The sequence below is a fragment of the Streptomyces sp. NPDC048361 genome (genome assembly GCF_040651795.1).
In the GTDB taxonomy this organism is placed as follows: Bacteria; Actinomycetota; Actinomycetes; order Streptomycetales; family Streptomycetaceae; genus Streptomyces.
Genome location: NZ_JBEZKW010000096.1, coordinates 1 through 20,748, shown reverse-complemented (window position 1 = coordinate 20,748; position 20,748 = coordinate 1). Strand labels below are relative to the sequence as shown.

At 66.0% G+C, this 20,748-nt stretch carries 23 protein-coding genes; 13 read left to right on the top strand and 10 right to left on the bottom strand.

Annotation, left to right across the window (positions count from 1 at the left end):
* The first annotated feature begins 406 nt into the window (after window positions 1-406).
* From AB0D31_RS32890 to AB0D31_RS32840, 11 genes are all read left to right on the top strand, one after another.
* A complete protein-coding gene (locus tag AB0D31_RS32890; protein ID WP_362730009.1) occupies window positions 407-1,666 on the top strand; it encodes an LPXTG cell wall anchor domain-containing protein in 1,260 nt (419 codons plus the stop codon).
* A gap of 387 nt (window positions 1,667-2,053) precedes the next feature.
* The gene (locus tag AB0D31_RS32885; protein WP_362730007.1) at window positions 2,054-2,284 is read left to right on the top strand and encodes a hypothetical protein; all 231 of its coding nucleotides are present in this window, start codon (window positions 2,054-2,056) and stop codon (window positions 2,282-2,284) included.
* Entirely contained in the window at window positions 2,265-2,792 is a 528-nt protein-coding gene (locus AB0D31_RS32880; RefSeq protein WP_362730004.1) for a DUF6879 family protein, read from the top strand. Before AB0D31_RS32885 ends, AB0D31_RS32880 begins: the two co-directional genes overlap by 20 nt.
* An 18-nt stretch (window positions 2,793-2,810) precedes the next feature.
* A complete protein-coding gene (locus tag AB0D31_RS32875) occupies window positions 2,811-3,650 on the top strand; it encodes a DUF5753 domain-containing protein (protein ID WP_362730001.1) in 840 nt (279 codons plus the stop codon).
* A gap of 90 nt (window positions 3,651-3,740) precedes the next feature.
* Complete coding sequence (locus AB0D31_RS32870) at window positions 3,741-3,953, top strand: hypothetical protein (protein ID WP_362729998.1); 213 nt, start codon at window positions 3,741-3,743, stop codon at window positions 3,951-3,953.
* A 317-nt stretch (window positions 3,954-4,270) separates the two neighbouring features.
* A complete protein-coding gene (locus AB0D31_RS32865; RefSeq protein ID WP_362729996.1) occupies window positions 4,271-4,480 on the top strand; it encodes a DUF397 domain-containing protein in 210 nt (69 codons plus the stop codon).
* 596 nt (window positions 4,481-5,076) lie between these two features.
* On the top strand, window positions 5,077-5,325 hold the full coding sequence (locus AB0D31_RS32860) for a hypothetical protein (RefSeq protein ID WP_362729993.1): 249 nt from the start codon (window positions 5,077-5,079) through the stop codon (window positions 5,323-5,325).
* Window positions 5,291-5,821, top strand: coding sequence for a DUF6879 family protein (locus AB0D31_RS32855; protein WP_362729991.1), 531 nt, complete (start codon window positions 5,291-5,293; stop codon window positions 5,819-5,821). The genes AB0D31_RS32860 and AB0D31_RS32855 overlap by 35 nt, the downstream gene beginning before the upstream one ends.
* Window positions 5,822-5,843: 22 nt before the next feature.
* Window positions 5,844-6,689 carry a helix-turn-helix transcriptional regulator gene (locus AB0D31_RS32850; protein ID WP_362729988.1) on the top strand — a complete coding sequence of 282 codons (846 nt, stop codon included), beginning with the start codon at window positions 5,844-5,846 and terminating at the stop codon, window positions 6,687-6,689.
* Between the two features lie 307 nt (window positions 6,690-6,996).
* The gene (locus AB0D31_RS32845; RefSeq protein WP_362729985.1) at window positions 6,997-7,230 is read left to right on the top strand and encodes a hypothetical protein; all 234 of its coding nucleotides are present in this window, start codon (window positions 6,997-6,999) and stop codon (window positions 7,228-7,230) included.
* 660 nt (window positions 7,231-7,890) lie between these two features.
* Window positions 7,891-8,100, top strand: a complete 210-nt coding sequence (locus tag AB0D31_RS32840; protein ID WP_362729984.1) for a DUF397 domain-containing protein — start codon at window positions 7,891-7,893, stop codon at window positions 8,098-8,100.
* 256 nt (window positions 8,101-8,356) lie between these two features.
* On the opposite strand, the gene AB0D31_RS32835 is transcribed toward AB0D31_RS32840, so the two are convergent.
* The 8 genes from AB0D31_RS32835 to AB0D31_RS32800 form a co-directional block, all read right to left on the bottom strand.
* On the bottom strand, window positions 8,357-9,544 hold the full coding sequence (locus tag AB0D31_RS32835) for a DUF3987 domain-containing protein (protein WP_362729981.1): 1,188 nt from the start codon (window positions 9,542-9,544) through the stop codon (window positions 8,357-8,359).
* A gap of 643 nt (window positions 9,545-10,187) precedes the next feature.
* Window positions 10,188-10,961 (bottom strand): histone-like nucleoid-structuring protein Lsr2, encoded by a 774-nt coding sequence (locus tag AB0D31_RS32830; RefSeq protein ID WP_362729978.1) that lies wholly within the window; start codon window positions 10,959-10,961, stop codon window positions 10,188-10,190.
* 524 nt (window positions 10,962-11,485) lie between these two features.
* Window positions 11,486-12,400 carry a hypothetical protein gene (locus AB0D31_RS32825; protein ID WP_362729975.1) on the bottom strand — a complete coding sequence of 305 codons (915 nt, stop codon included), beginning with the start codon at window positions 12,398-12,400 and terminating at the stop codon, window positions 11,486-11,488.
* Between the two features lie 14 nt (window positions 12,401-12,414).
* Entirely contained in the window at window positions 12,415-12,771 is a 357-nt protein-coding gene (locus tag AB0D31_RS32820; protein ID WP_362729972.1) for a hypothetical protein, read from the bottom strand.
* 34 nt (window positions 12,772-12,805) lie between these two features.
* The gene (locus AB0D31_RS32815; protein ID WP_362729969.1) at window positions 12,806-13,069 is read right to left on the bottom strand and encodes a helix-turn-helix transcriptional regulator; all 264 of its coding nucleotides are present in this window, start codon (window positions 13,067-13,069) and stop codon (window positions 12,806-12,808) included.
* Window positions 13,070-13,510: 441 nt separating this feature from the next.
* Complete coding sequence (locus AB0D31_RS32810) at window positions 13,511-14,038, bottom strand: hypothetical protein (RefSeq protein WP_362729966.1); 528 nt, start codon at window positions 14,036-14,038, stop codon at window positions 13,511-13,513.
* Window positions 14,035-14,193 carry a helix-turn-helix domain-containing protein gene (locus AB0D31_RS32805; protein WP_362730014.1) on the bottom strand — a complete coding sequence of 53 codons (159 nt, stop codon included), beginning with the start codon at window positions 14,191-14,193 and terminating at the stop codon, window positions 14,035-14,037. The genes AB0D31_RS32810 and AB0D31_RS32805 overlap by 4 nt, the downstream gene beginning before the upstream one ends.
* A gap of 84 nt (window positions 14,194-14,277) precedes the next feature.
* Window positions 14,278-14,826, bottom strand: a complete 549-nt coding sequence (locus tag AB0D31_RS32800; RefSeq protein WP_362729963.1) for a hypothetical protein — start codon at window positions 14,824-14,826, stop codon at window positions 14,278-14,280.
* 132 nt (window positions 14,827-14,958) lie between these two features.
* Between AB0D31_RS32800 and AB0D31_RS32795 the strand changes: the two genes are divergently transcribed.
* On the top strand, window positions 14,959-16,134 hold the full coding sequence (locus AB0D31_RS32795; protein ID WP_362730012.1) for a site-specific integrase: 1,176 nt from the start codon (window positions 14,959-14,961) through the stop codon (window positions 16,132-16,134).
* 200 nt (window positions 16,135-16,334) lie between these two features.
* On the opposite strand, the gene AB0D31_RS32790 is transcribed toward AB0D31_RS32795, so the two are convergent.
* Window positions 16,335-17,501 (bottom strand): acyl-CoA dehydrogenase family protein, encoded by a 1,167-nt coding sequence (locus AB0D31_RS32790; RefSeq protein WP_362729960.1) that lies wholly within the window; start codon window positions 17,499-17,501, stop codon window positions 16,335-16,337.
* A 191-nt stretch (window positions 17,502-17,692) separates the two neighbouring features.
* Here AB0D31_RS32790 and AB0D31_RS32785 point away from each other — a divergent pair, with 191 nt between their 5' ends.
* On the top strand, window positions 17,693-19,018 hold the full coding sequence (locus tag AB0D31_RS32785) for a UDP-glucose/GDP-mannose dehydrogenase family protein (RefSeq protein WP_362729957.1): 1,326 nt from the start codon (window positions 17,693-17,695) through the stop codon (window positions 19,016-19,018).
* Between the two features lie 33 nt (window positions 19,019-19,051).
* Here the strand turns inward: AB0D31_RS32785 and AB0D31_RS32780 are convergent, their stop codons facing one another.
* A complete protein-coding gene (locus AB0D31_RS32780) occupies window positions 19,052-20,182 on the bottom strand; it encodes a dipeptidase (RefSeq protein WP_362729954.1) in 1,131 nt (376 codons plus the stop codon).
* Between the last annotated feature and the right edge of the window lie 566 nt (window positions 20,183-20,748).

Sequence of the window (20,748 nt, the reverse complement as noted above, 5' to 3'; positions counted from 1 at the left end):
TTGCTCGTGGTGGGTGTTTGGGGGGTCGTAATTATGTGTTTAATACCGCCCACTTGGTGCGGGTAATTTCCCCCCCCCCCCTGTCCTGGGGGCCCGGGCCCGCCGGTTCCCCGGCGGCGGGCCGGCCTTTTTTCCATGCACCGTGCGGCCGGCCGGACCTTTTCCCATGTCCCGAGCGACCGGCGGCGCCCGCACATGACATGCCTCACAGGAAAACCACAGCGTCCGAGAGCAACCGTCCCGTTTTGTACGGATTAATTCCGCCGGAGTGTCGCGTACCGCTTTAACTCCACCCTCAACTGCCTTTGCCTGCCCCAAACCCAGCCCTACGATCGCTGCCGTCGCGCGGCGTGAAATCCACCGCGGCGCCGACGGCAAGCCTTTCGGACCCAGACAAAGGGCTCACTTGAATATCCGACGCATTCTCGCCACCACCGTCGCCGCCGCCGTGACCGCCCCGGCCGTGCTGCTTTCGGTGTCCCCCGCGTCCGCCGCCGAGGCCAGGCCCGCGGCGCCGTCGCAGAAGTCCACGTATGCCGAGCTGGAGAAGGCCGCAGCCGACGCGACGAAGGCGTACGACACGGCCGTCCAGGCCGACAGCGACCAGCAGGCGCTGCTCGACAAGCTGATGCGCGACGACGCCCCCGAGGCCAAGCCGTTCCGTGACGCCGTCGCCGCCACCGAGAAGGCCGGAACGGCCAAGGAGGCGGCCGACAAGGCGGTCACCGAGGCGAAGGCCAAGCTCACCGAGCTCCCCGCCACCGCGAGCCCGCAGGAGAAGGCGGCCGCACAGAAGGCGGTCACCGACGCCGAGGCCACCGCGAAGGAGGCCACCGCGGCCCTGAAGACGGCCGACGCCAAGAAGAAGAGCGAGCAGCGCGCCCTCGAAGACCTGCGGATCGACGCCCTGCGCAAGGGGAACGCGGCGAGCAAGGCCAAGAAGGACGCCGAGAAGGCCAAGAAGGATGCCGACGCGGCGCTCAAGGCGGCCGGCGAGTGTGTCTGGCAGACCGGTGTCTCCTCCGAGCTGAAGGGGCTGCCCGCGGAGGTCGTCGCGGGCACCACGGTCGACTTCTCCTTCCGGGTGTCCAACGGCACCGCCCGCGTCGTCGACCTGAACCCTCTGTTCTTCGTCCACACCGCGCAGGGCAAGGCGCAGTGGCTCGACGGCACGGTGTGGAAGGAGCTCCCGGACGAGCCGTCCATCGTCGCGCCCGCGAAGGGCGTCAAGGGCGGCTCGACGATCGAAGTGAAGGTCCGTCTGACGGTCGACGCCAAGGCCAAGGCGGGCAAGGGCGACGCCCTGATCGCGGGCAACGCCTCCGACGCGTACAACCCGTGCATCCTCGGCCCGATGAAGGGCTACACCTTCAAGGTCCTGCCTGCGGGCAGCAAGCCGGCCGGCGACACCGCGAAGCCGCAGCCGGTGGAGGACAAGGACCGCCCGACGCCGCCCGCCAAGCCCGCGGCCGGCGGCTCGACGCCCACCGCGCAGGGCGGGGCGGCGGCCACCCCCGTGACCGCCACATCGGCCACCGGCGCGCTGGCCGCCACCGGTTCGTCCTCCGCGATGCCGCAGCTCGCCCTCGCGGGCGGCGCGGCCCTGGTGCTCGGCGCGGGCGCGGTCGTCGTCACCCGCCGCCGCAAGTCCACCGACCGCGCCTGACCGCTCCCTTGAGGCCGAAGGGCCCGCATCCGTGGCACACGCCGGATGCGGGCCCTTCTTCAACTCGCTTGCGGTGAGCGTGTGTTGGTCAGGGCGTCCGGGCCATACGGCCATGGACGACGGCCCAACCAGGCCACCGGACAAGGGGGTTCGGCATGGAGCGTGAGGGACCGACCCGACTCACCGACAGCGGCACCCGCGACGACGATGACTGCCCTCGTAGATCTGCGGGCTGTGCCGTACATCTCTTACGGCCCTGACCTGCCCAGCAGCGCGCCTCACTACCGGCTGTTGACGAACTGCCCTCTTGACCCGCGGGAGTTCGACCGTCGAGGCTCATGTAACAGGCTGCACCGCAGTGCAACACCTCTACTGGGAGGGCGCACCATGACCTACACCTTCATCGGCAAAGACCCCGAGTCGGACGTGAACGGATGCCCGGCGGTCTGGGTGGATGACAACAGGCGGCTGCTGGTGCAGGGGCGACGGGCCGGGGAAGACGCTCAGGCGCGCACGGTGGCCGACTCGCCCCGCGCCGAGGATGAGACGCTGATCGTCCTGGAGCCCAGGATGATCCCGCTTCTCAAGGAGGCAATCCGTGTCGCAGAGTCTGGCTGAGTTCGCCCATCTGCTCCGCCAGTGCGAGCGCTCAGCGGTACACCTTGAGACTCGCGACGCGTATGCCGTTCCTGGGGAGCATCCGGCCTTCGACGCGTGGCTGGCAGGAGAGCGAAAGGACTGGAACGACCGTTCCTCGTGGTGGCGCGAGGACTGGCACGGCCTCATCGAAGACGTGACAGCCCAAGGCGTCGTGGTACGCCGTGCACGAGTGGTTGGAGAGCCCGTCTCGGACTACATCAGGTGGGAGCACGACGTCACCTTCGGCAACGCCGCCTGCGGGGAGCAAGTTCGGTGGCTCCCCCGTCGACAGGCATCCGATCTGCTGTTGCCAGGCAATGACTTCTGGCTGTTCGACGGAAAGCTGGTCCAGTTCAACGTCTTTGACGGCGACGGGCGTTGGGTGCACACCGACTTCACGGAGCAGGCGGACGTGGCGGCGCGATGTGTCGACATGTTCGAAGCAGTCTGGGAACGAGCTGTCCCCCACGACAAGTACACGGTCTGAAAGAACAGCGGCCAGTCCATGACCTCACCACTGTCGACGGCTGAAGAAGCCCACAAGGCAGTTGCCGACCGGCTCACTCGAATGATGGAGGATGCCGATCTGTCAGGGGCTCGACTGGCCGCTCTGTGCGGCTGGGACCGCTCCAAGAGTCACCGGATCATCAACCGTAAGACGATTCCCAGGCCTGCCGACATCCGCGCATGGTGCACGGCATGCGGAAAGCCAGAAGAAGCAGAAGCACTGATCAACACCACGCGGACGGCCAAGACGCTCTACGTCCAGTGGACTCAGTACCTCCGAGGCGGCCTTGGCAAGGCTCAACGCAGCCACATCTACCAGGAGACACGAGCCTTCCGTGTGTATAGCTGCGGAGTGCTCCCGGGGATGCTTCAGACGGAAGCGTACGCCCGCGGCATTCTCCGCACGATCCGCCAATTCAGGAACCTTCCCGATGATGTCGAGGACGCCGTACAGGCTCGCCTGGAGCGCTCGGCCGCCACGCTCAAAAGCAGCCAGGTGTCCATTCTCGTAGAAGAGTCGGCTCTCTATATGCCGATGACCGAACTGGCTCACCATGCCGAGCAACTTGAACATTTCCTGGCCGTCATCGGGCGCTCGAACTTGGCGTTCGGAATCATCCCGCACATGTCACGCCGCCCGGTGTGGCCGCTCGAATCGTTCTACGCATTCGATGACCGCGAGATCCAGGTGGAGACTCTGACCGCTATGGTCCGCGTCACCGACCGAGCAGAGGTCGATGCGTACCTCAGTGCCTTCCATCAGATGGGGCGGGCGGCTGCCTACGGCCCCAAGGCCAGGGCCGTGATCCTTAAAGCGCTCACTACTCTCCGGGAGTGAAGGCGTACAACGTCGTGCAACATCCGCCCCACCGTGCCTTCTCCCTTCCTACGGTTCTCGACACGACAGACCCACCGAGGAAGGGAAGCCATGACTACTCCGTTCAAGTACCCACAGCCGCCGGTGGAGTTGGCGGGGGCGGTGGAGGCCTACCTGTATGACTGCACCCCGGTGGAGGGTTGCGGGGTCTGTACGGCTCTCGCGAGAGAGCTGAGGGAAGCCAGGGTGGCGAAGAAGTGGAGTGTGGCCTACGACGCTGCTGCGGAGGTCAGGAATCACCCCCACGCGCAGCGGGGGCAGTGATGGAGACGCAGGAGTGGCGCGACGCGTGGGACCGGGCGCAGGATGCGACGGACGTGCTCAGAGAAGCCCTGAACGGCATGGGGGCCGGCGTGTCGCAGACGTCGCACTTGCGACCCATGGTGAGCCGCAAGGGAACGGCATGGGTCGATGTGGGTCAGTTGCCCGTTTACCTGGCTGAGAGGTCGCTGAGGTTATCCGGGTCGGGAGTCTCGACCACACCGTTCAGTCATGACCGAGCATGTGGCGTATGCGCCGGTGAAGGTTGCACGGCGGCGCGGGGACCGCTTCCCCGCAGGCACGGCGAAGGGATGGACACGATGACCGCAGTCCCAGAGTTCAGGTTCCGCACGTCCAACGCGTGCACGTACAACAACAGCGACCCGCGCTGTGTCGAGGTGGCGACGAACGTCCCTGGCAGGGTGGCGGTCCGCAACTCCGCCACGGGTGAGACGGTGGAGTTCACGGCCACGGAGTGGAGCGACTTCCTCAGCGGTGCCAAGCTGGGTGAGTTCGACGTGGCCGCGTAAGGAGTCGTCATGCAGGAGTGCCCCCGGTGCGGTGGTAGTGCCGAGCCCGATCCGGAGCACCTAGGGGTGATGCGCTGCATGTCGTGCTGGGAAGTGGTGGCACTGCCCCGGGAGCGGCCCTGCCCCGGTCACCGACCAGCCCTCATGGGAGCGCTGCGGACACTGGAAGCGTTCCGGGCCCTACGCCGCTGACCAACAGGCGAACGCCCCTGCCGTATCCGGCAGGGGCGTTCTCCGGTTCGTACGCGGGCGTCCCCGGGACTGCTGTGGCCGACCGGACGGGCCACAGCAGTACGGACGCGCTCCGCGAGCACGTGCTACGGCAGGTTCCTCGACATCACGATGCGCTGAACCTGGTTCGTGCCTTCATAAATCTGCGTGCTCTACAGCTCTTGCGGCTCTGACCTGCACAGATACCCCCTTGCGACGGGGCCTCCCCAGGATTCCCCCAGGGTGGCCGCGCGTCCTCGCTGCTCAGGCCTGTGCGCGATGATCTGGCCGCCTCAAGGTGGCTCCGTGCGCTCTTGACGCGCCAAGCTGATCACATCCAGGCTCATGCAACAGAACGCAACCCGCTCGACGCAGGAGAGGTAGCCATGTCACTACTGTTCTTCGGCAAAGACCCCAACACCGATGGTCACGACTGCCCCACCGTGCTTGTGGACGACACGAATGCTGACCTCGTGTTCCAAGGCTGGAACGGCGACGAGAAGACCAAGGAGATGGCAGGGGAGTTCGGGCACCTCCCCGACTCCGAGGGGATTATCAGGCTCCCGGCCCGCATGATCGCCCAGATCCGGAAGGCATGTGATGAAGCTGAGCGCATCCACAACGAGCTGGCTTGACCTGTTCCGATCCTGCCGCGTCTCGGCCGTACATCTGGAGATGCGAGACGCCTACGCGGTCAAGAACGAGGTCGAGACGTTGGCCGCCTGGCGCGCTGGCAACGACCCCAGCCGGACCGATCCGGCCTATCGGCGTGATTGGTTGGATCTCGTTGAGGAGACGGTCTCCCGAGGGGTTGAGATTCGCCGCGCCCGGATCGTCAGCGAACCTGTCAGCGAGTACATCAAGTACGAGCACGCGGGGACCCAGCTCAACATCGACGCCGGGGAGCAAGTGCGCTGGCTCGGTAGGCACCGCGCAACCGGGATCGCACTACCGGCCAACGACTTCTGGATCTACGACGGCCAACTCGTCGAGTTCAACCTGTTCGACGGACACGGCCGGAAGGTAGGGCAGGAGCTGACCGAAGACCCGGACGTCGTGAGGCTCTGCGTCGGTGCCTTCGAAGCGGTGTGGGACCGCGCTGTCCCGCACAAGGAGTACGAGGCCCGGTAACCAGCAACAGGTACGTCAGCCCATGCCATCGTCATCATTCTCCGGTACCGAACAGGCCCGGAAGTCCGTAGCGAAGCGCCTACAGGACCTTCGCAAAGACGCGGGTCTGACTGTGCAGGGGCTGGCAGACCTGTGCGGCTGGAACAAGGCCAAAACGTCGCGCATCGAGAACGTCCGTACTCTGCCCTCGGGTTCAGACATCCGCGCATGGTGTGAGGCGTGCGGCGTCGAAGAACAGGCAGCTGACCTGATCGCGGCGTCCAGGCACGCGGAGTCTCTATACGTCGAGTGGCGACGCAAGAACCGCACCGGCATGCGTCGGCTTCAGGACGACGCGGTACCGCTGTACGAGCGGACAGAGCGGTTCCGTAGCTACTGCTCACGCGTCATCCCTGGACTTCTCCAGACGGAGGAGTACGCCTATGAACTCCTGCTTTCTGTCTCCGCGTTCCGGCGGGTGCCCAACGACGCGCGGGAGGCCGCGCGAGCGCGCGTGAAGCGTTCTGGGGTCCTCCACGAGAGGGGGCACAGCTTCGCCTTCCTCATCGAGGAACACGTCCTCTACTTTCAGCACGGCGACGCCGCAACCATGACCGCGCAGCTCGACTACCTCTCGGCAGTCACACGTCTGCCGAACGTCTCGCTCGGGGTGATTCCGCGCGCGGCCCCACGCGTCATGTGGGGACAGGAGACGTTCCTCATGCTCGATGATCAAGTAGCCGTTGAACTCCTCACCGCTGAGGTCACCATCACGCAGCCAAGTGAGGTGCACACGTACGCGCGGGTGTTCGCGGAGCTGTCCCGTATGGCTCAACATGGCGCGCAGGCAAGGGGTTTGATCGACACCGCGCGGCGTTCCTTCGAATAAGTCGTCTGCAACAAACTGCAACGGAGTGAGCATACGAACTCGGGGGCGGGCAAAGTCGTGTCACCGCAGCAGCCGCAGCGAGGGGACACCAAATGACCACTCCGTTGAAGTATCCGCAGCCGCCGGTGGAGTTGCCCGGGGCGGTGGAAGCCTTTCTCTACGACTGCACGCCGGCCGACGCATGCGGGGTGTGCGCGGCGCTCGTGAGGGAGCTGGAAGAGGCAAGGACCGCTGAGAGGTGGCGTGACGCTTACGACGCTGCGGCGGAGGTGCGGAACCACCCCCACGCGAAGGGGGGTCGTCGATGATGAACACGCAGGACTGGCACGCGGCGTGGGATCATGCGCAGGACGCGACGGACGCGCTCAGAGTGGCCCTGAGTGACTTGGGGGCCGGGGCGTCTCAGATCATGCACCTGCGTCCGCTGGTGACCCGTAGGGGGACGGCCTGGGTAGACGTGGGTCAGTTGCCCGCCGATCTGGCCGTGAAGCTGGCGGAAGTGATCCGGGTCGGGAGCCTCGACGACATCGGTCGCTCATGAGTCAGCAGGCTGCATACACGCCCGAGGAGTTGAGCCCGGACGAGACGATGGCCGCGCTGTATCGGCTCGCTCTGAGTATCGCCGCTGAGAACGGCTCGACCATCACCACGGGTGCTCGGGGTTTGGGGCCCTATGCGTTCATGGCGGAGGTTCGACGTCGTGGGGTGGCAGTCCGCTTTCTCAACGCCCCTCAGTGACTGCGTCATGGACCGACCCGCGTTATCGGCCCATGGTCGAGTTCTTCGACAGGTATATAGACAAGGTCGCCGTGAGCCGGAAGACCCATTGCCAGGTCTGCTACGGCGTCCGTTGTTGCATGGTGGTCGATCACAGTACGTGGCACGTATACGACTACTGGACGTGCGACTGCGACGTGTGACGGGCCGCCGTGACCGTCCGCCCTCGATACTCCCGCTCTTTCCACAGTCGCGGCGGCGCGATGTGGCAGGAGCGGGCCTCATTCCCCCGACCGGACAACCGCGAGTAGGGACAGGTCGTGTTCCTTTGCTGAGAAGACGTGCTCAGGCTCCCGGCCCGGTCCGCCCCCAACCGGGGTGCTGCCCTGCGCAGTGAGGGAACCGCTTCGGACCCAGAGGAAGCCGAAGCACCCAGACGGCGCGGGGACCGCTTCCCCGCAGGCCTGGCGAAGGGATAGGCACGATGAGCGCAGTCCCCGAATTCGAGTTCCGCACGTCCAGTGCATGCAAGTACGACAACAACAACAAGTTGTGCGTTGAGGTGGCGACCAACGTTCCCGGTACGGTCGCGGTGCGCAACTCCGCGACGGGTCAGACGGTCGAGTTCACCACCGTGGAGTGGGCGGACTTCCTTCCGGGTGCCAAGCTGGGGGAGTTCGACGTCACGGCGTAGGGAGTCCTCATGCAGCAGTGCCCCTTGTGCGGCGGTAGCACGGAGCGTGATCCCGAGCACTCGACGGTGATGCGGTGCATGTCGTGCTGGGAAGTGTGGACACTGCCGCTTGATCAACGGTGCCGAGGCGTGGGGCGCGGCACATTCGCCCCCGCTCTGCGCCTGTTGGAGGAGTACCGGGACTTGAACCGCTGACCAAGCAAAGGAACGCCCCTGCCGAATACGGCAGGGGCGCTCTTGATTTGATTCGAGCGGTTCAGAGCAACGCCATGAACGGGTTGGAAGTGGAGAGCGGTTCCGACCGCTTCACCGGTTCGGGTGCCTGCCCCGGGGCTTGCTTGGGTGTCGGGCGGTAGGCGTCGAGATGGACGACCGTGGCGCGGTTTCCTTCACTCTCCGCGCTGGCCGGCTGGGCCTCTGTGTAATGGGAACTGTCCCGGTTCCGGGCGGTGGCGGGATCGGCCGGCGTCGGCGTCCGAGAATGGGAGGCCGGTTCCTGCGGATGCGGTGAACTGTCCCCGCGGAGCGTGAAAACGGTCGCCGGTCGGCCCGTCTTCCCCGACCTCTCGACGGTGACGACGATTCCGGGCAGTGCCTTGACCTCTTCGGCGCTCGCTCCCACGTACGGGAGGACCTGAGAGGAAGTGGCCCGTCCCCCGTTGAGTTCGATCCGGGCCCGGACCTTGTCCGTGAGACTGGCCGGTTGCCGCTTCGCCCTGGGGGCATCGGCCCCCTTACTGATCCGGACAGCATCCTGGACCGAGCGGCGCACGAGCGAGAACGCGGCTCCCAGCATTTCGTCCGTGATGGTCTCAGAGCATTCGGCGGCGGCCAGGCAACCTGCGACCCTGAGTGTCTGCTCGGCGGTGCGCTCGATGAACACGGCCTGTGCTTCGGGCAGGGTCTCGCCGAGGACGCGCGCGTAGCGGCGCACGATGCGCCACAGCGGGCGGGCCGCCTCGGAGAGGGTCAGGACGCGGGGCCGGACGGTGGCCCATGCGTAGGCGTCGGCCAGTTCAGAACCGTCCACCTTCGGCAGGCTCACCCGGTCATCGTCGAGCATCGGGACGGAGCCGAGGAGGAACGGGAGGATGCGGTTGTAGGAGCCTCCGGCGGCGTCCGACTGGCCGACGTATTTTTCCCAGTCGGACGGCGTGATGTGGGAGTGCAGCACCATGGCAGGGTCGCGGACCTCCTGGGCCTCTTCCTTGGTGGTGTTGCGGAGTGTCGTCCCGTCCCACGCGGCCCGGAGCTTGGTCGTGAACGACGGATCACGCTTGACCCGCTTCAGGATCTCTGTCCATTCCTCTTCCACCACCAGGGCCCGCACATCCCGACCCCGTTCGGTTTCCGTGGTCGCCTCCTGTTGTTCCCAAAGGTGGTTGACCAGACTCGCCCCGGACGTGATCCCCGATGTGGTGTGGGTTGCCAGGAAGCGGCCCAAGGCCGGGTCCAACAGGTGCTGAGCGGCTCGGAGCGCCGTTCCCTTACCCCGGCCCGTCCCTGCTACCAGGGCCGACCACAGGAGTACAGGCCGGGCGGAGCCACGGGATGACACCTTGGCCGTGCCGCCGATCGCGGCCGACCACATGGACAGCGCGGCGACGTATACCCCGAGCGCGTCCGTTTCGAGATACGGGGCAATGCGCTGGACGGCGCGGCCGATCGGGCCGTAGAAGACAGGTGTGCTCATGCTGCTTTCGCTTCCCTGGAGTTGCTTCGGTCACGGGGGACGACGGACCGCCAACGGCCCCCGTCCTTTGTCTGAAAGTTGGGTTCCTTGGCCGTCCTGCGCAACAGGGGCAGCATGTCGCCCCCATCCGCCGGAATGATCACGGCGGTACAGCGGGTCACCTTGTCCGTGGGCACGTGGCGCCGTGCGGCGGCCACCGACAGCGGGTCACTGCTCACGACCCCTGTCCGCTCCCTGCCCCGAGGTGTGGTCCAGGTGACCCAAGAACCGGGGGTGCAGTCCCCCTTGGACGGCTTCGACTCCGCCCCGTATCCCTTCGCGTTCTTCCACACACTCAGGTCACGGGGCCCGGGGTGACGGCCGCACGTGGCAGCCGTCACCAGGGGCGCGGCATTCAGGCCGCTACCGCTTTTCCCTCCAACACATCCTTGTGAGCCAGGATGTACGCGTGCTTCACATGCATCGGGAGTCGCCCACGCGTGGGCACGGTGTAGCCCTGGGCCACGGCCCATCGGCGGACGGCCTTGTTGCGTTCACGCTCGGACATGACCCTGGGCCCCACCTTGGCAGGCTCCGGAAGCGGGTCACCACCGACCAACTCCCCCACCAGTACAGCCGACTTGAAACGGCCAGGCTCCCGTACGTCCATGCACGGAATGCCACGCTCGGCGGCATCCCTCAGCTTCGTACCGTTACGTTCGCCACCCTCTCCCAGGACCAGTAGGACAGTGCTCTCGTCCGCACGCCCAACTACCTCGTAACCCATGTTCCGCAGTGCCGCACGGGCCGACTCCCAGTCATAGCCGGGTACCTCACCAGCCAGCATCACGGACCGCACAGGTTCAGACTCGATCGCTTCTTCGCTCACGTCGTCCTCTTGGTGCTCCACCTCAGCATCCGTCGCCACCACGGCCACGGGTTCAGGTTCGACCACAACAGGGGCGGACTCATCAGCCGGTGCAGGATCGGGTTCCGCCACCACTCCCCCCGATGGCACCCCCAACGCATCCACGAGATAGCGACCAAAGACGACGTTGTGTTCCAGGCACAGGTCCCATGAATGGCGCCCCAGTGTCAGTGTGTCCGTCGCGTCTTCCTCGGAACCGTCACGCGCTATGTGGGCATCGCACAGAACCTTTTCCACGGGCATGAGCACTGTCTTACGCATAGCGCGGGATCCTTTGATTCGAGTCGGTCCGAGTTAAGTCGTTGCGCGGCCGGAGCGTTGCTCTGACGGCCATCCGCTCATGTCGCTGCGGTGCAAGATCAACCCTGCCCTTCCCGAATCACGAAACAGTAACACACAGATAACTGAATCATTACTCTCAGGAATGCACGAACGGGGGTAACGCCTTAGATGATTCGAATAGGACCCACCGGGGGTGCCTTCCTTCCATCGTGTACGGGTATCAAATTACCGAGAATTCGGCGCGAATGTCGATTCCCCTCCACTTGCGACGCCGGACAGCAACCGTAAAGGTAAAAACTGTAGCCCAGAACCCCGTATTTAAGTCTTCATTTCGGCCTCAAGGTAAAAACTGCTGAGGGTGGTGTCACGAAAGCAGAGAAAAGACACCTAGTGCTTGGTTTTTCGTCACTCACGGTCTGCGGCCGGCTGGGGCCCTGACCTACCGAGCGTGAAAGAAACGGTCCCCTCCGCCGTGCGCAGAGGGGACCGAAGCAATGAACCCATCAAGCCGCGGTGACCCATTCCACGGCGGCCTTGACGATTCCCCTCGTCGGCTTGGACTCATCAAAGGTGTTGTCAGCCTTCTTCGTGTCCAGCTCGGGGTATCGCACGATCTTGCCGCCGTACAGGTGGAGAGTGTCGATGTAGTCGGCCCGGTATCGCTCCGACTGGCCCTCACGGAAGCCCCTGAACTGGCTGGCGTATGTACTGAACTCCGAATGTCCGGCCACGATGTCCACACCCTTTGGCATGGCCGTGGTCGTCAGAATGACGAAGCCAGCCAGGCGGGCAACAACACCGTTCGCGGTCACACCCCCTTCGCCGTATGCCGCAGCGTTGGCAACGGCCGGATGCTCGATGAGATACCGCTTCACGCGGGGCGAGACGACCACGTACCGGCCTGCCGGGGTGTCGTTGTCGTCCAGGGCCAGCATCATGTCCAGGATGGCGCTGTAGAGCGCCTGCGGGGCCGTGGCTGCCGTCGCCTTGACGTTCGGCAGAGCCGTGGCGCCCTTCGCGATGATGTCGCCCATGAAGGTGTCGGCCTCACGTGCAAGGGACCGGATCATCTGCTGATTAATCGGGGAGTTGAGATTACCGCTAACGACCTGGATGCGCTCGGCGTCCTCAATGAGCACCTGAAGGTACTTCGCCTCAGTAATCGGAAGCTTCTGATCAACGGTCTCCGGCCGCTGGGCGGTCATACCGTCGGGCAGCTTGTAGTCACCGACCGAGGGCCGCAGAAGGCTATTGATGTGGACTACATCGCCCTGCTTAGTGATGTCTCCCTCATACTTATTGTTGGAGACGATCGGCGAAGCCCAGACCAGTAGCGGATCGAACTGGGTCAGTAGATCAGCGTTCCAAATTTCCGGAACGAAGGTGTGAGTAGCAGGGTTCTGGTAGGCAAAGGTCATATAGGTACTCCTGATCAGCGCTTACGGACATCAAGGGAAACGCGCGGGGGCTGTTGCGCTCGGTCGCCACTGCGGTGGAAACCGGCGCCAACGAGCGAGGCGAACTCCGATGGCCGTGCAGGAATCATCGGAGCCAGTGCCTTCGCGATGGCCTCGGCCGAGGGGGTGCCGTCCTCCCCGAGGAGCTTGGACGTATCCAGGTACTCAGTGAATCCATCGCCGAGCGTGACACCGGACTGAGCCGCCTGAGCCCTGAACTCTGCCTTGGCCAGCTTGGCGGCATACTCTCGCTGAACATCGGCACGGACCGCATGGGAAGGGTCGGTCGGCACGGCGGTCTGGTAATGGGAATCGGTCTGGGCGTCGCTCACAGGCGACACCTCCTAATCAATTGTTCGGCTTGTATCAGGACTGAGAGACGCCTTCACGGAGGAGGGCATCAATGGCCGTCGCCTTGCGGCGGTGTTCGGTGTCGTCTTCGGTCAGCAGGGACAGCAGCGGCGTGCACAGATGGCGGGATGCCTGGACGAGAGTGCGGAGACTCGGGGTGGTCTCGCCGGACTCCCACCGGTAGACCGTGGACGGGGCGACAACCATTTCGTCGGCCAGCTCCTCAACGGACAGACCGAGAGTGAGACGACGGGCAGCGAAAGCATGACGATCAAACATGGGGCACTCCTCGCGATTACTCGCTTCGATGCGATTCATTTGGCACAAAAAGGGGCCCCGGCGTCAGACGATGCCGGGGCCCCGAGGCCTCTTCACTATTAATGTCGGTGTCTCTGCCGCACTCAGGGGACGCTACATCGGAGTGTTCTCTCACACAGTATGTAGGTGTTACCTCTTGAGATACGTGCGGTAGGCCTCAAAGATGAGGCACATATCACGAGTAGAGGCTTCGCCCGGAGATCTCATGGCCACCGAACCTGTGTGAGGTGGAGAGACGCAAACTCTGTATCTGATTCAGTGTCAAGTCATGACAGAGCAAGGCCGCCCCCTTCAAGGGACCGGCCCTGGCTGATCTAACTTATGAATCTCTTCCGGGGCTCCTACAGCCCGCCCCGGCCTGAACCTCCTATTTAAGAAGGGGCGTAGGGCCCGCCCTTGGTATCAGGCCGCCGAAGCCACGGTTTCGTTAACGCTCTGGTCCGTGCGCAGCCGCAAGGACTCCACCCACGCGCCGGAGTGGAACGGTCCCCCGCCCCTGGCGATGTTGTCGCACTCCGCTTCCCAGCGCTCAGCGTCGCCCGGCGTGCGGAACATCCAGTCACCGTGGCCACCGTCCCAGGGGATGTTGTGCCCGTGGGTAGCGCACTCCTCCCGCCGTTTCCGTGAGGGCGCGTCCATCGCGGCCACTGTGGAAGGGATGAGCAGGCAGCGGGCCGTGGAGGAGGGCGCGAGTAGTCCCGAGTTGATCAAGTTGCATCGCGCCTGCCGATAACGGCTCGCGTGAAAGGGCTCCCCGTTCTCCTTGGTCAAGATCAATTCCAACTCGCCGGAGCGGAGCGGCGCGTGTCCGCCACGCTGCATCCGATCTAGCGCCAAGAGCCACATGCGCAATTCCAGGTGCAGTACAGCGCTCCCGATCGCGGGGTTCGAGTGCTCCGGCCGGTAGACCTTGGCGAACCGGTAACTCACTTCGTCCCCTGCTCGTCCAGCCAGCGGTCAAGGTCATTGGGGCGACACCGAAGGGCCTGCCCCACCTTCCGGAAGGGGATCTCCTTGCGCTTCCAGTTCCCGTACACCCAGGACTCAGGGACGTTCAGGTAGTCGGCTACATCATCAACGGTCATCAGCTTCGCCAAAGGTTCCTCCGAGAAAAGAAAACCCCCGATGGCCTCGGGGGCGTGGTCATGCGGGGTGCGGAAGAGCCGGGGTTACTCAGCACCTCCCGCTTCCGGCATGGAGTCGAGTGCGGCCCTGGCCTTGTCGGTCAGCTCCCCGCCGGCCTTGCCAGTGAGGGAACTCAAGTACCCGTCCCTGCGCGCCTTCTTTAGGTGGTCCCGCACGGTCTCCGGGCGACGCTCAATCAGCCGCGCCAGCCAGTCAACGGGACGGGTTGCCCCGGTGTTCGCCATATGGACGTACACGGTCGAGAGCGCCACGAGGTAAGGAGCCGAGACTCCTTGGTCCGCAAGCAACCGCCCAGCCCCCTTGCCTGATTCCTCAATGGCCTGGGTGATCTCTCGCGCCTGCTCTTCGATGCTCGGAGCGTGTTCCTGTACCGCGCGTACAGCGTCGGTGAGATCGAGCCTGCGGAGCACCGTCGTGGAAATCCCGCGTGCTACGTCCCGGGCGGGGGCGTCCTTCGCCTGCTCGATGGTGATGCGCTGCGGGCCACCGGTTACCGGTCCGGTCGGCCACCACATGCGGATGTCCCACGCTCCCTGGTGCTGGGTGATCTCGAAGCCATTCTCATATGCCATGGCAAAGAAGGTACCACAGACGGTGGTCCACCTTCGGTTGACAACCCTGGGTGGACCATGTGCATCCTGATCAGGAGCGGGTCGGCCCAAACCGGGGGTGGGCCCATCTGCATGAGAAAGGGCAGCTCAGACGTGGCAAGGGCATGGGTGACGAGGTCAACGGACGACCCGAAGAAGTGGACCACCTACTGGTATGACCCCGACGGCAAGCAGCGACAAAAGTCCTTCGCGACCAAGACGCGCGCCGACGATCACCGCAAGCGGAAAGAGCGGGAGCTAGACGCGGGGACGTACCTGGACGACAAGTTGGGCAAGCAACCCGTAACGGCGGTTTGGGAGCAGTGGACCAATCAAAGGAAGCTGGAGAACAGCACTAAGAAGCAGTACCGCTCGATCCAGAACACGACGCTCGCCCCTTTCTTCAAGGCGCGCTCCATCGTGTCCCTGAAAGTGGCAGACATTGAGCAATGGCTCTTGTGGATGGAGCATGACCGCAAGCTCTCCGCCCGAACTCGCCGTCAACGATTCTCGTTCTTCTCGGGAATGATGGACTGGGCCGTCGTCAACGAAATCATCGGACGCAATCCGTGCAAGAAAGTCCGGCACGCAGGGAGCCGCGCCAAGGAGATACGAGAGCACAAGACCAATGCCCGCCGTCTCACGACGCGGGAGGTGTTGGCCATGCTCGATGGAGCCCCTGCCCGCTACCGGGCGATGCTTTGGCTGATGGCCGGATGCGGGCTTCGTATCGGTGAGGCCATGGCGGTCTCTCGGGATCAGATCGACTTCAAGGACGAGGTCCTGCGCGTGGACTTTCAGATCGCAGAGGACGGCGCATCCGAATCAGGGAAGAACAGTGCGCTACAGCGACGGCACATCAAGGCTCGCGATGAGGAGGAGCCAGGCCGTATCGTGCCGCTTCCTCCCAACGTCGCCTTTGAGCTGCGTCGGCACATCAAGAACCACGGGGTGTGGGGACCGGAGGGGCTGCTCTTCCCCAACGTGACGCGCACGGGATACCTGTACGCCTCGTACTTCTACCGTCAGATCTGGATGGTGGCCCTGAGCAAGGGTGCAGTGCCCTACTGCAAGCCACACTCGATGCGGCACTACTACGGGTCTCGGCTGCTCTACGCGGGCGTCCCTGAGAACGACGTGGCCGACTGGATGGGACACAGCAGCACGGACGTGCTCCGCGAGCATTACCACTACATCTTCGAAGGGGCCGAGCAGCGCGGACGCGCAGCCATCGCGAGCATGCTGACCCCCGACGCGGACGATCCCACCGAGGGGGATGCGGTCGCCTGATCTACCCCACACGAAAGGCCCCCGGCATCACGCCGGGGGCCTTGTCGTTTGTACAGGTCAGCCCACGTCTACGGGCTAGTTCTAGCCCAGGATTTCCCCAGCATGACGCCCAGGAACAGCCCGGAACGGACCCGAACGGGCCGGAAGCGACAGCCGCTCCGCGATCGCCCTAGAAGGCGGTCTGAGCTGCGAAAACCCTGCTACGGCAGGTTCCTCGACATCACGATGCGCTGAACCTGATTCGTGCCTTCATAAATCTGGGTGATCTTCGCGTCGCGCATCATGCGCTCCACCGGGTAGTCGCGGGTGTAGCCGTAGCCGCCGAGGAGCTGGACGGCGTCGGTGGTGACCTCCATCGCGACGTCGGAGGCGAAGCACTTGGCGGCGGCGCCGAAGAACGTCAGGTCGGCGTCGAGGCGCTCGGACTTGGCGGCGGCCGCGTACGTGAGCTGGCGGGCCGCCTCCAGCTTCATGGCCATGTCGGCCAGCATGAACTGGATGCCTTGGAAGTCGGCGATCGGCTTGCCGAACTGCTTGCGCTCCTGGACGTAGCCCTTGGCGTAGTCGAGGGCGCCCTGCGCGATGCCGAGGGCCTGGGCCGCGATGGTGATGCGGGTGTGGTCCAGGGTCTTCATCGCGGTCGCGAAGCCCGTGCCCTCCTCGCCGATCATGCGGTCGAGGGGGATGCGGACGTTGTCGAGGTAGACCTCGCGGGTCGGCGAGCCCTTGATGCCGAGCTTCTTCTCGGGGGCGCCGAAGGAGACGCCCTCGTCGGACTTCTCGACGACGAAGGCGCTGATGCCCTTCGAGCGCTTCTCGGGGTCGGTCACGGCCATGACCGTGTAGTACTCGCTCTCACCGGCGTTGGTGATCCAGCGCTTCACGCCGTTGAGGACCCAGAAGTCGCCGTCGCGCACGGCCTTGGTCTTCATGCCCGCCGCGTCGGAGCCGGCGTCCGGCTCGGAGAGGCAGTACGAGAACATGCCCTCGCCCTTGGCGAGCGGGCCCAGGTACTTCTTCTTCAGCTCCTCGGAGCCGGAGAGGATCACCGGGAGCGAGCCGAGCTTGTTGACGGCCGGGATGAGGGAGGAGGAGGCGCAGACCCGCGCGACCTCCTCGATCACGATGACGGTCGCCAGCGCGTCGGCGCCCGCGCCGCCGTACTCCTCCGGCACGTGCACGGCGTGCAGGTCGTTGGCGACCAGCGCGTCGTGCGCCTCCCTCGGGAAGCGCGCCTGCTCGTCGACCTCGGCCGCGAACGGGCCGATCTTCGCCTCGGCGAGCGAGCGGATGGCGTCGCGGAGCATGTCGTGCTCCTCGGACGGGCGGTACAGGTCGAAATCCGAGTTGCCAGCCGTTCCGGCCAAGGTCTCTCACTCCCCAAGGGACGCTAACTACCGTTAAGTAACCTAATTTTAGGGGGCCGGGGCGCCTCAGGCATACGTGAGCTTGGCGACAGCCCGGAAAACGGGCCTCGCCGGGGCCGGACTATGCTCGGGCAGCGCGTTTGTCGCCCGTAGCCACCCGCCTCCCGAGCCCGCACTTCCAGGAGCACCGCATGGCCCTCAAGATCACCGTGATCGGCACCGGATACCTCGGGGCCACCCATGCCGCGGCCATGGCGGAGCTCGGGTTCGAGGTGCTCGGGCTCGACGTGGTGCCCGAGAAGATCGAGATGCTGAGCCAGGGACGCGTACCGATGTACGAGCCCGGTCTTGAGGAGCTGCTGGGCAAGCACGTCGCCGGCATCGCGGGATCGAGCGGCCGGCTGCGCTTCACCACCTCCTGGGAGGAGGTCGGCGCCTTCGGCGATGTGCACTTCGTCTGCGTCAACACCCCGCAGAAGCACGGTGAGTACGCCTGTGACATGAGCTATGTCGACGCCGCCTTCGGCTCGCTCGCCCCGCATCTGCGCGCCGGCGCGCTCGTCGTGGGCAAGTCCACGGTGCCGGTCGGCTCGGCGGCCCGGCTCGCGGCGGTGCTGCCCGAGGGCGTGGAGCTGGCGTGGAACCCGGAGTTCCTGCGTGAGGGCTTCGCCGTCGACGACACCCTGCACCCGGACCGGCTCGTGGTCGGCGTCGAGAGCGAGCACGCCGAGAAGCTGCTTCGCGAGGTGTACGCGGGGCCCATCGGCGAGGGCTCGCCGTTCGTGGTGACCGACTTCCCCACCGCCGAGCTGGTCAAGACCGCCGCCAACTCCTTCCTCGCCACCAAGATCTCCTTCATCAACGCCATGGCCGAGGTGTGCGAGGCCGCCGACGGTGACGTGGTGAAGCTCGCCGAGGCGCTCGGCCACGACGAGCGCATCGGGAAGAAGTTCCTGCGGGCCGGCATCGGCTTCGGCGGGGGCTGCCTGCCCAAGGACATCCGGGCGTTCATGGCGCGCGCCGGCGAGCTCGGCGCCGACCAGGCGCTGACCTTCCTGCGCGAGGTCGACTCGGTCAACATGCGCCGCCGCGGCCACATGGTGGAGCTGGCCCGTGAGGCGGTGGGCGGCGAGACCTTCCTCGGCAAGCGCGTCGCGGTGCTCGGTGCCACCTTCAAGCCCGACTCCGACGACGTCCGCGACTCCCCCGCGCTCAACGTCGCCGGGCAAATCCACCTCCAGGGCGGCCAGGTCACGGTGTACGACCCGAAGGGCATGGACAACGCCCGCCGCCTCTTCCCGACGCTCGGGTACGCGCCGACCGCGCTCGACGCGGTACGCGGCGCCGACGTCGTCCTGCACCTCACCGAGTGGCGCGAGTTCCGCGACCTCGACCCCGCCGAGCTGGCCGGGGCCACGGCCTCCCGCATCATCCTGGACGGGCGCAACGCGCTCGACCCGGCGACGTGGCGGGACGCGGGCTGGACCTACCGCGCGATGGGGCGCCCGCGGGCCTGACCCTGCTGTCCGGTGGGCCCGACCTCCCGTGCGTCAGGGTCCGTCGAGTTCCTCGATGGTGGCGCCCGACGGGGCCCTGCGGGTCGCCGTCGCCCGGGCCGTGAACTCCGCGTCCCGCACCACGCGCACGAGGTTGTCCCAGGTCAGCGCCGCGATCTCGGTCTCGGTCCAGCCCCGGTCGAGGAGCTCCGCGATCAGATTCGGATAGCACGAGGCGTCTTCGAGGCCCGTGGTGCGCGGGGCGCCGGTGCTCAGACCGTACGTTCCCGAGAGACCCACATGGCCCGGGCCCGCCACGTCCCGTACCCGCTCGATGTGATCGGCGACATCCCGTACGGAGACGGTGGAGCCGCTGCGTTCGATCTGCTCGGGGGCGAAGCTCACCAGACACACTCCGCCGTGCGCCCCGAGCTCGGCGAGCAGCTCGTCGGCGGCGTTCAGCGGATGCCGGGTGAGCGAGGCCGCCGCCGAACGCGAGAGCAGCGCCGGTGCCGTGGACGCGTCGAGCGTGCGGCGCCAGGTGCCCTCGGTGGAGCCGGAGAGGTCGAGCAGTATCCCCAGCCTGTTCGCCTCACGCACCACTTCCAGGCCGAAGCGGGACAGGCCCGGCTCGGTCCAGCGGGTGCCCGGGCTCAGGGCGAGAGCCCGTACACCCAGGACGTGGTACGAGCGCAGGGTGCCGAGCGAGTCGCCCAGCGCGTGTGCGGTGACCGGGCCGAGGAACGAGGCGATACGGCCGCAGTTGCGGGCGTCGGCGAGGTCGCCCGCGGTCAGTGCGAGGCGCAGCCACTGGGGGCAGGAGGCGATCAGCGAGCGGATCCGGTCGAGGCGCTCCAGGGTGGCGCCGGCCGGGTCGGTGATGTCGGTGTCGTCGGTCAGCGCCCAGAACTGCGCACCGACCCCGCCGGCCCGCAGCCGCGGGATGTCCGTGTCGAGCGCGCTCTCGCCGACCTCCAGGTCGTGCCAGGGGGTCAGTGCGAGCGCCTTCGCCAGGGTGTTGTGCCCGTCGGCCACGGGGTGCGCGGCGAGCAGCGCGCGGGCGCGGTCCAGGCCGTCGTCGTCGCCGAGCGGTGGGGGCTCGGGTACGGAGGCCGGCGCTGAGGTCGGCTGATCGAGTTCGCCGATCGCCGAGGTGTTCTGGGGGTCGTCCTGCAGATCTGCCATGACGGGCTCCCGGGATCGGCGGTGACGGCAGTATCGCCACGGTTTCATGAGGGGGCGGTGGGGGCGCTCCGAACGGTGCGTTCGGGGGACCCCGGTGTTCTTGGCACCCCGTGGTGGCCCCGCCCCGGGGGGCTTCCCACCCACCCACCCGCGCGGCTACTTGAGAGTGCAGCCCCCCGGGCTCCGCCCCAGACCCCGATCGCGCCTTAAAAGGGCGCTCGTCCTCAAACTCCCCCAAGGCCTTAAGGGCCAGGGGCCCCCATGACCGGCTGAGGATGCCTCCCCTGAGCACCCTGGCAAGGGAAACCCGCCAGGGGCGCGGGGAACTGCGCGACCAGCCGCCCACCGGGGCCGCACGCCGAAAACCGGGCCCCGGGGTCCCGCGCCGGACGGACTGAAGATGTGCGTGCCGCCCGGCACCGAGTAGTTCAGGGGCGCGGGGAACTGCGCGACCAGCGCCCACCGGGCCGCACGCCGAAAACCGGGCCCCGGGGTCCCGCGCCGGACGGGCTGAAGATGTGCGTGCCGCCCGGCACCGAGTAGTTCAGGGGCGCGGGGAACTGCGC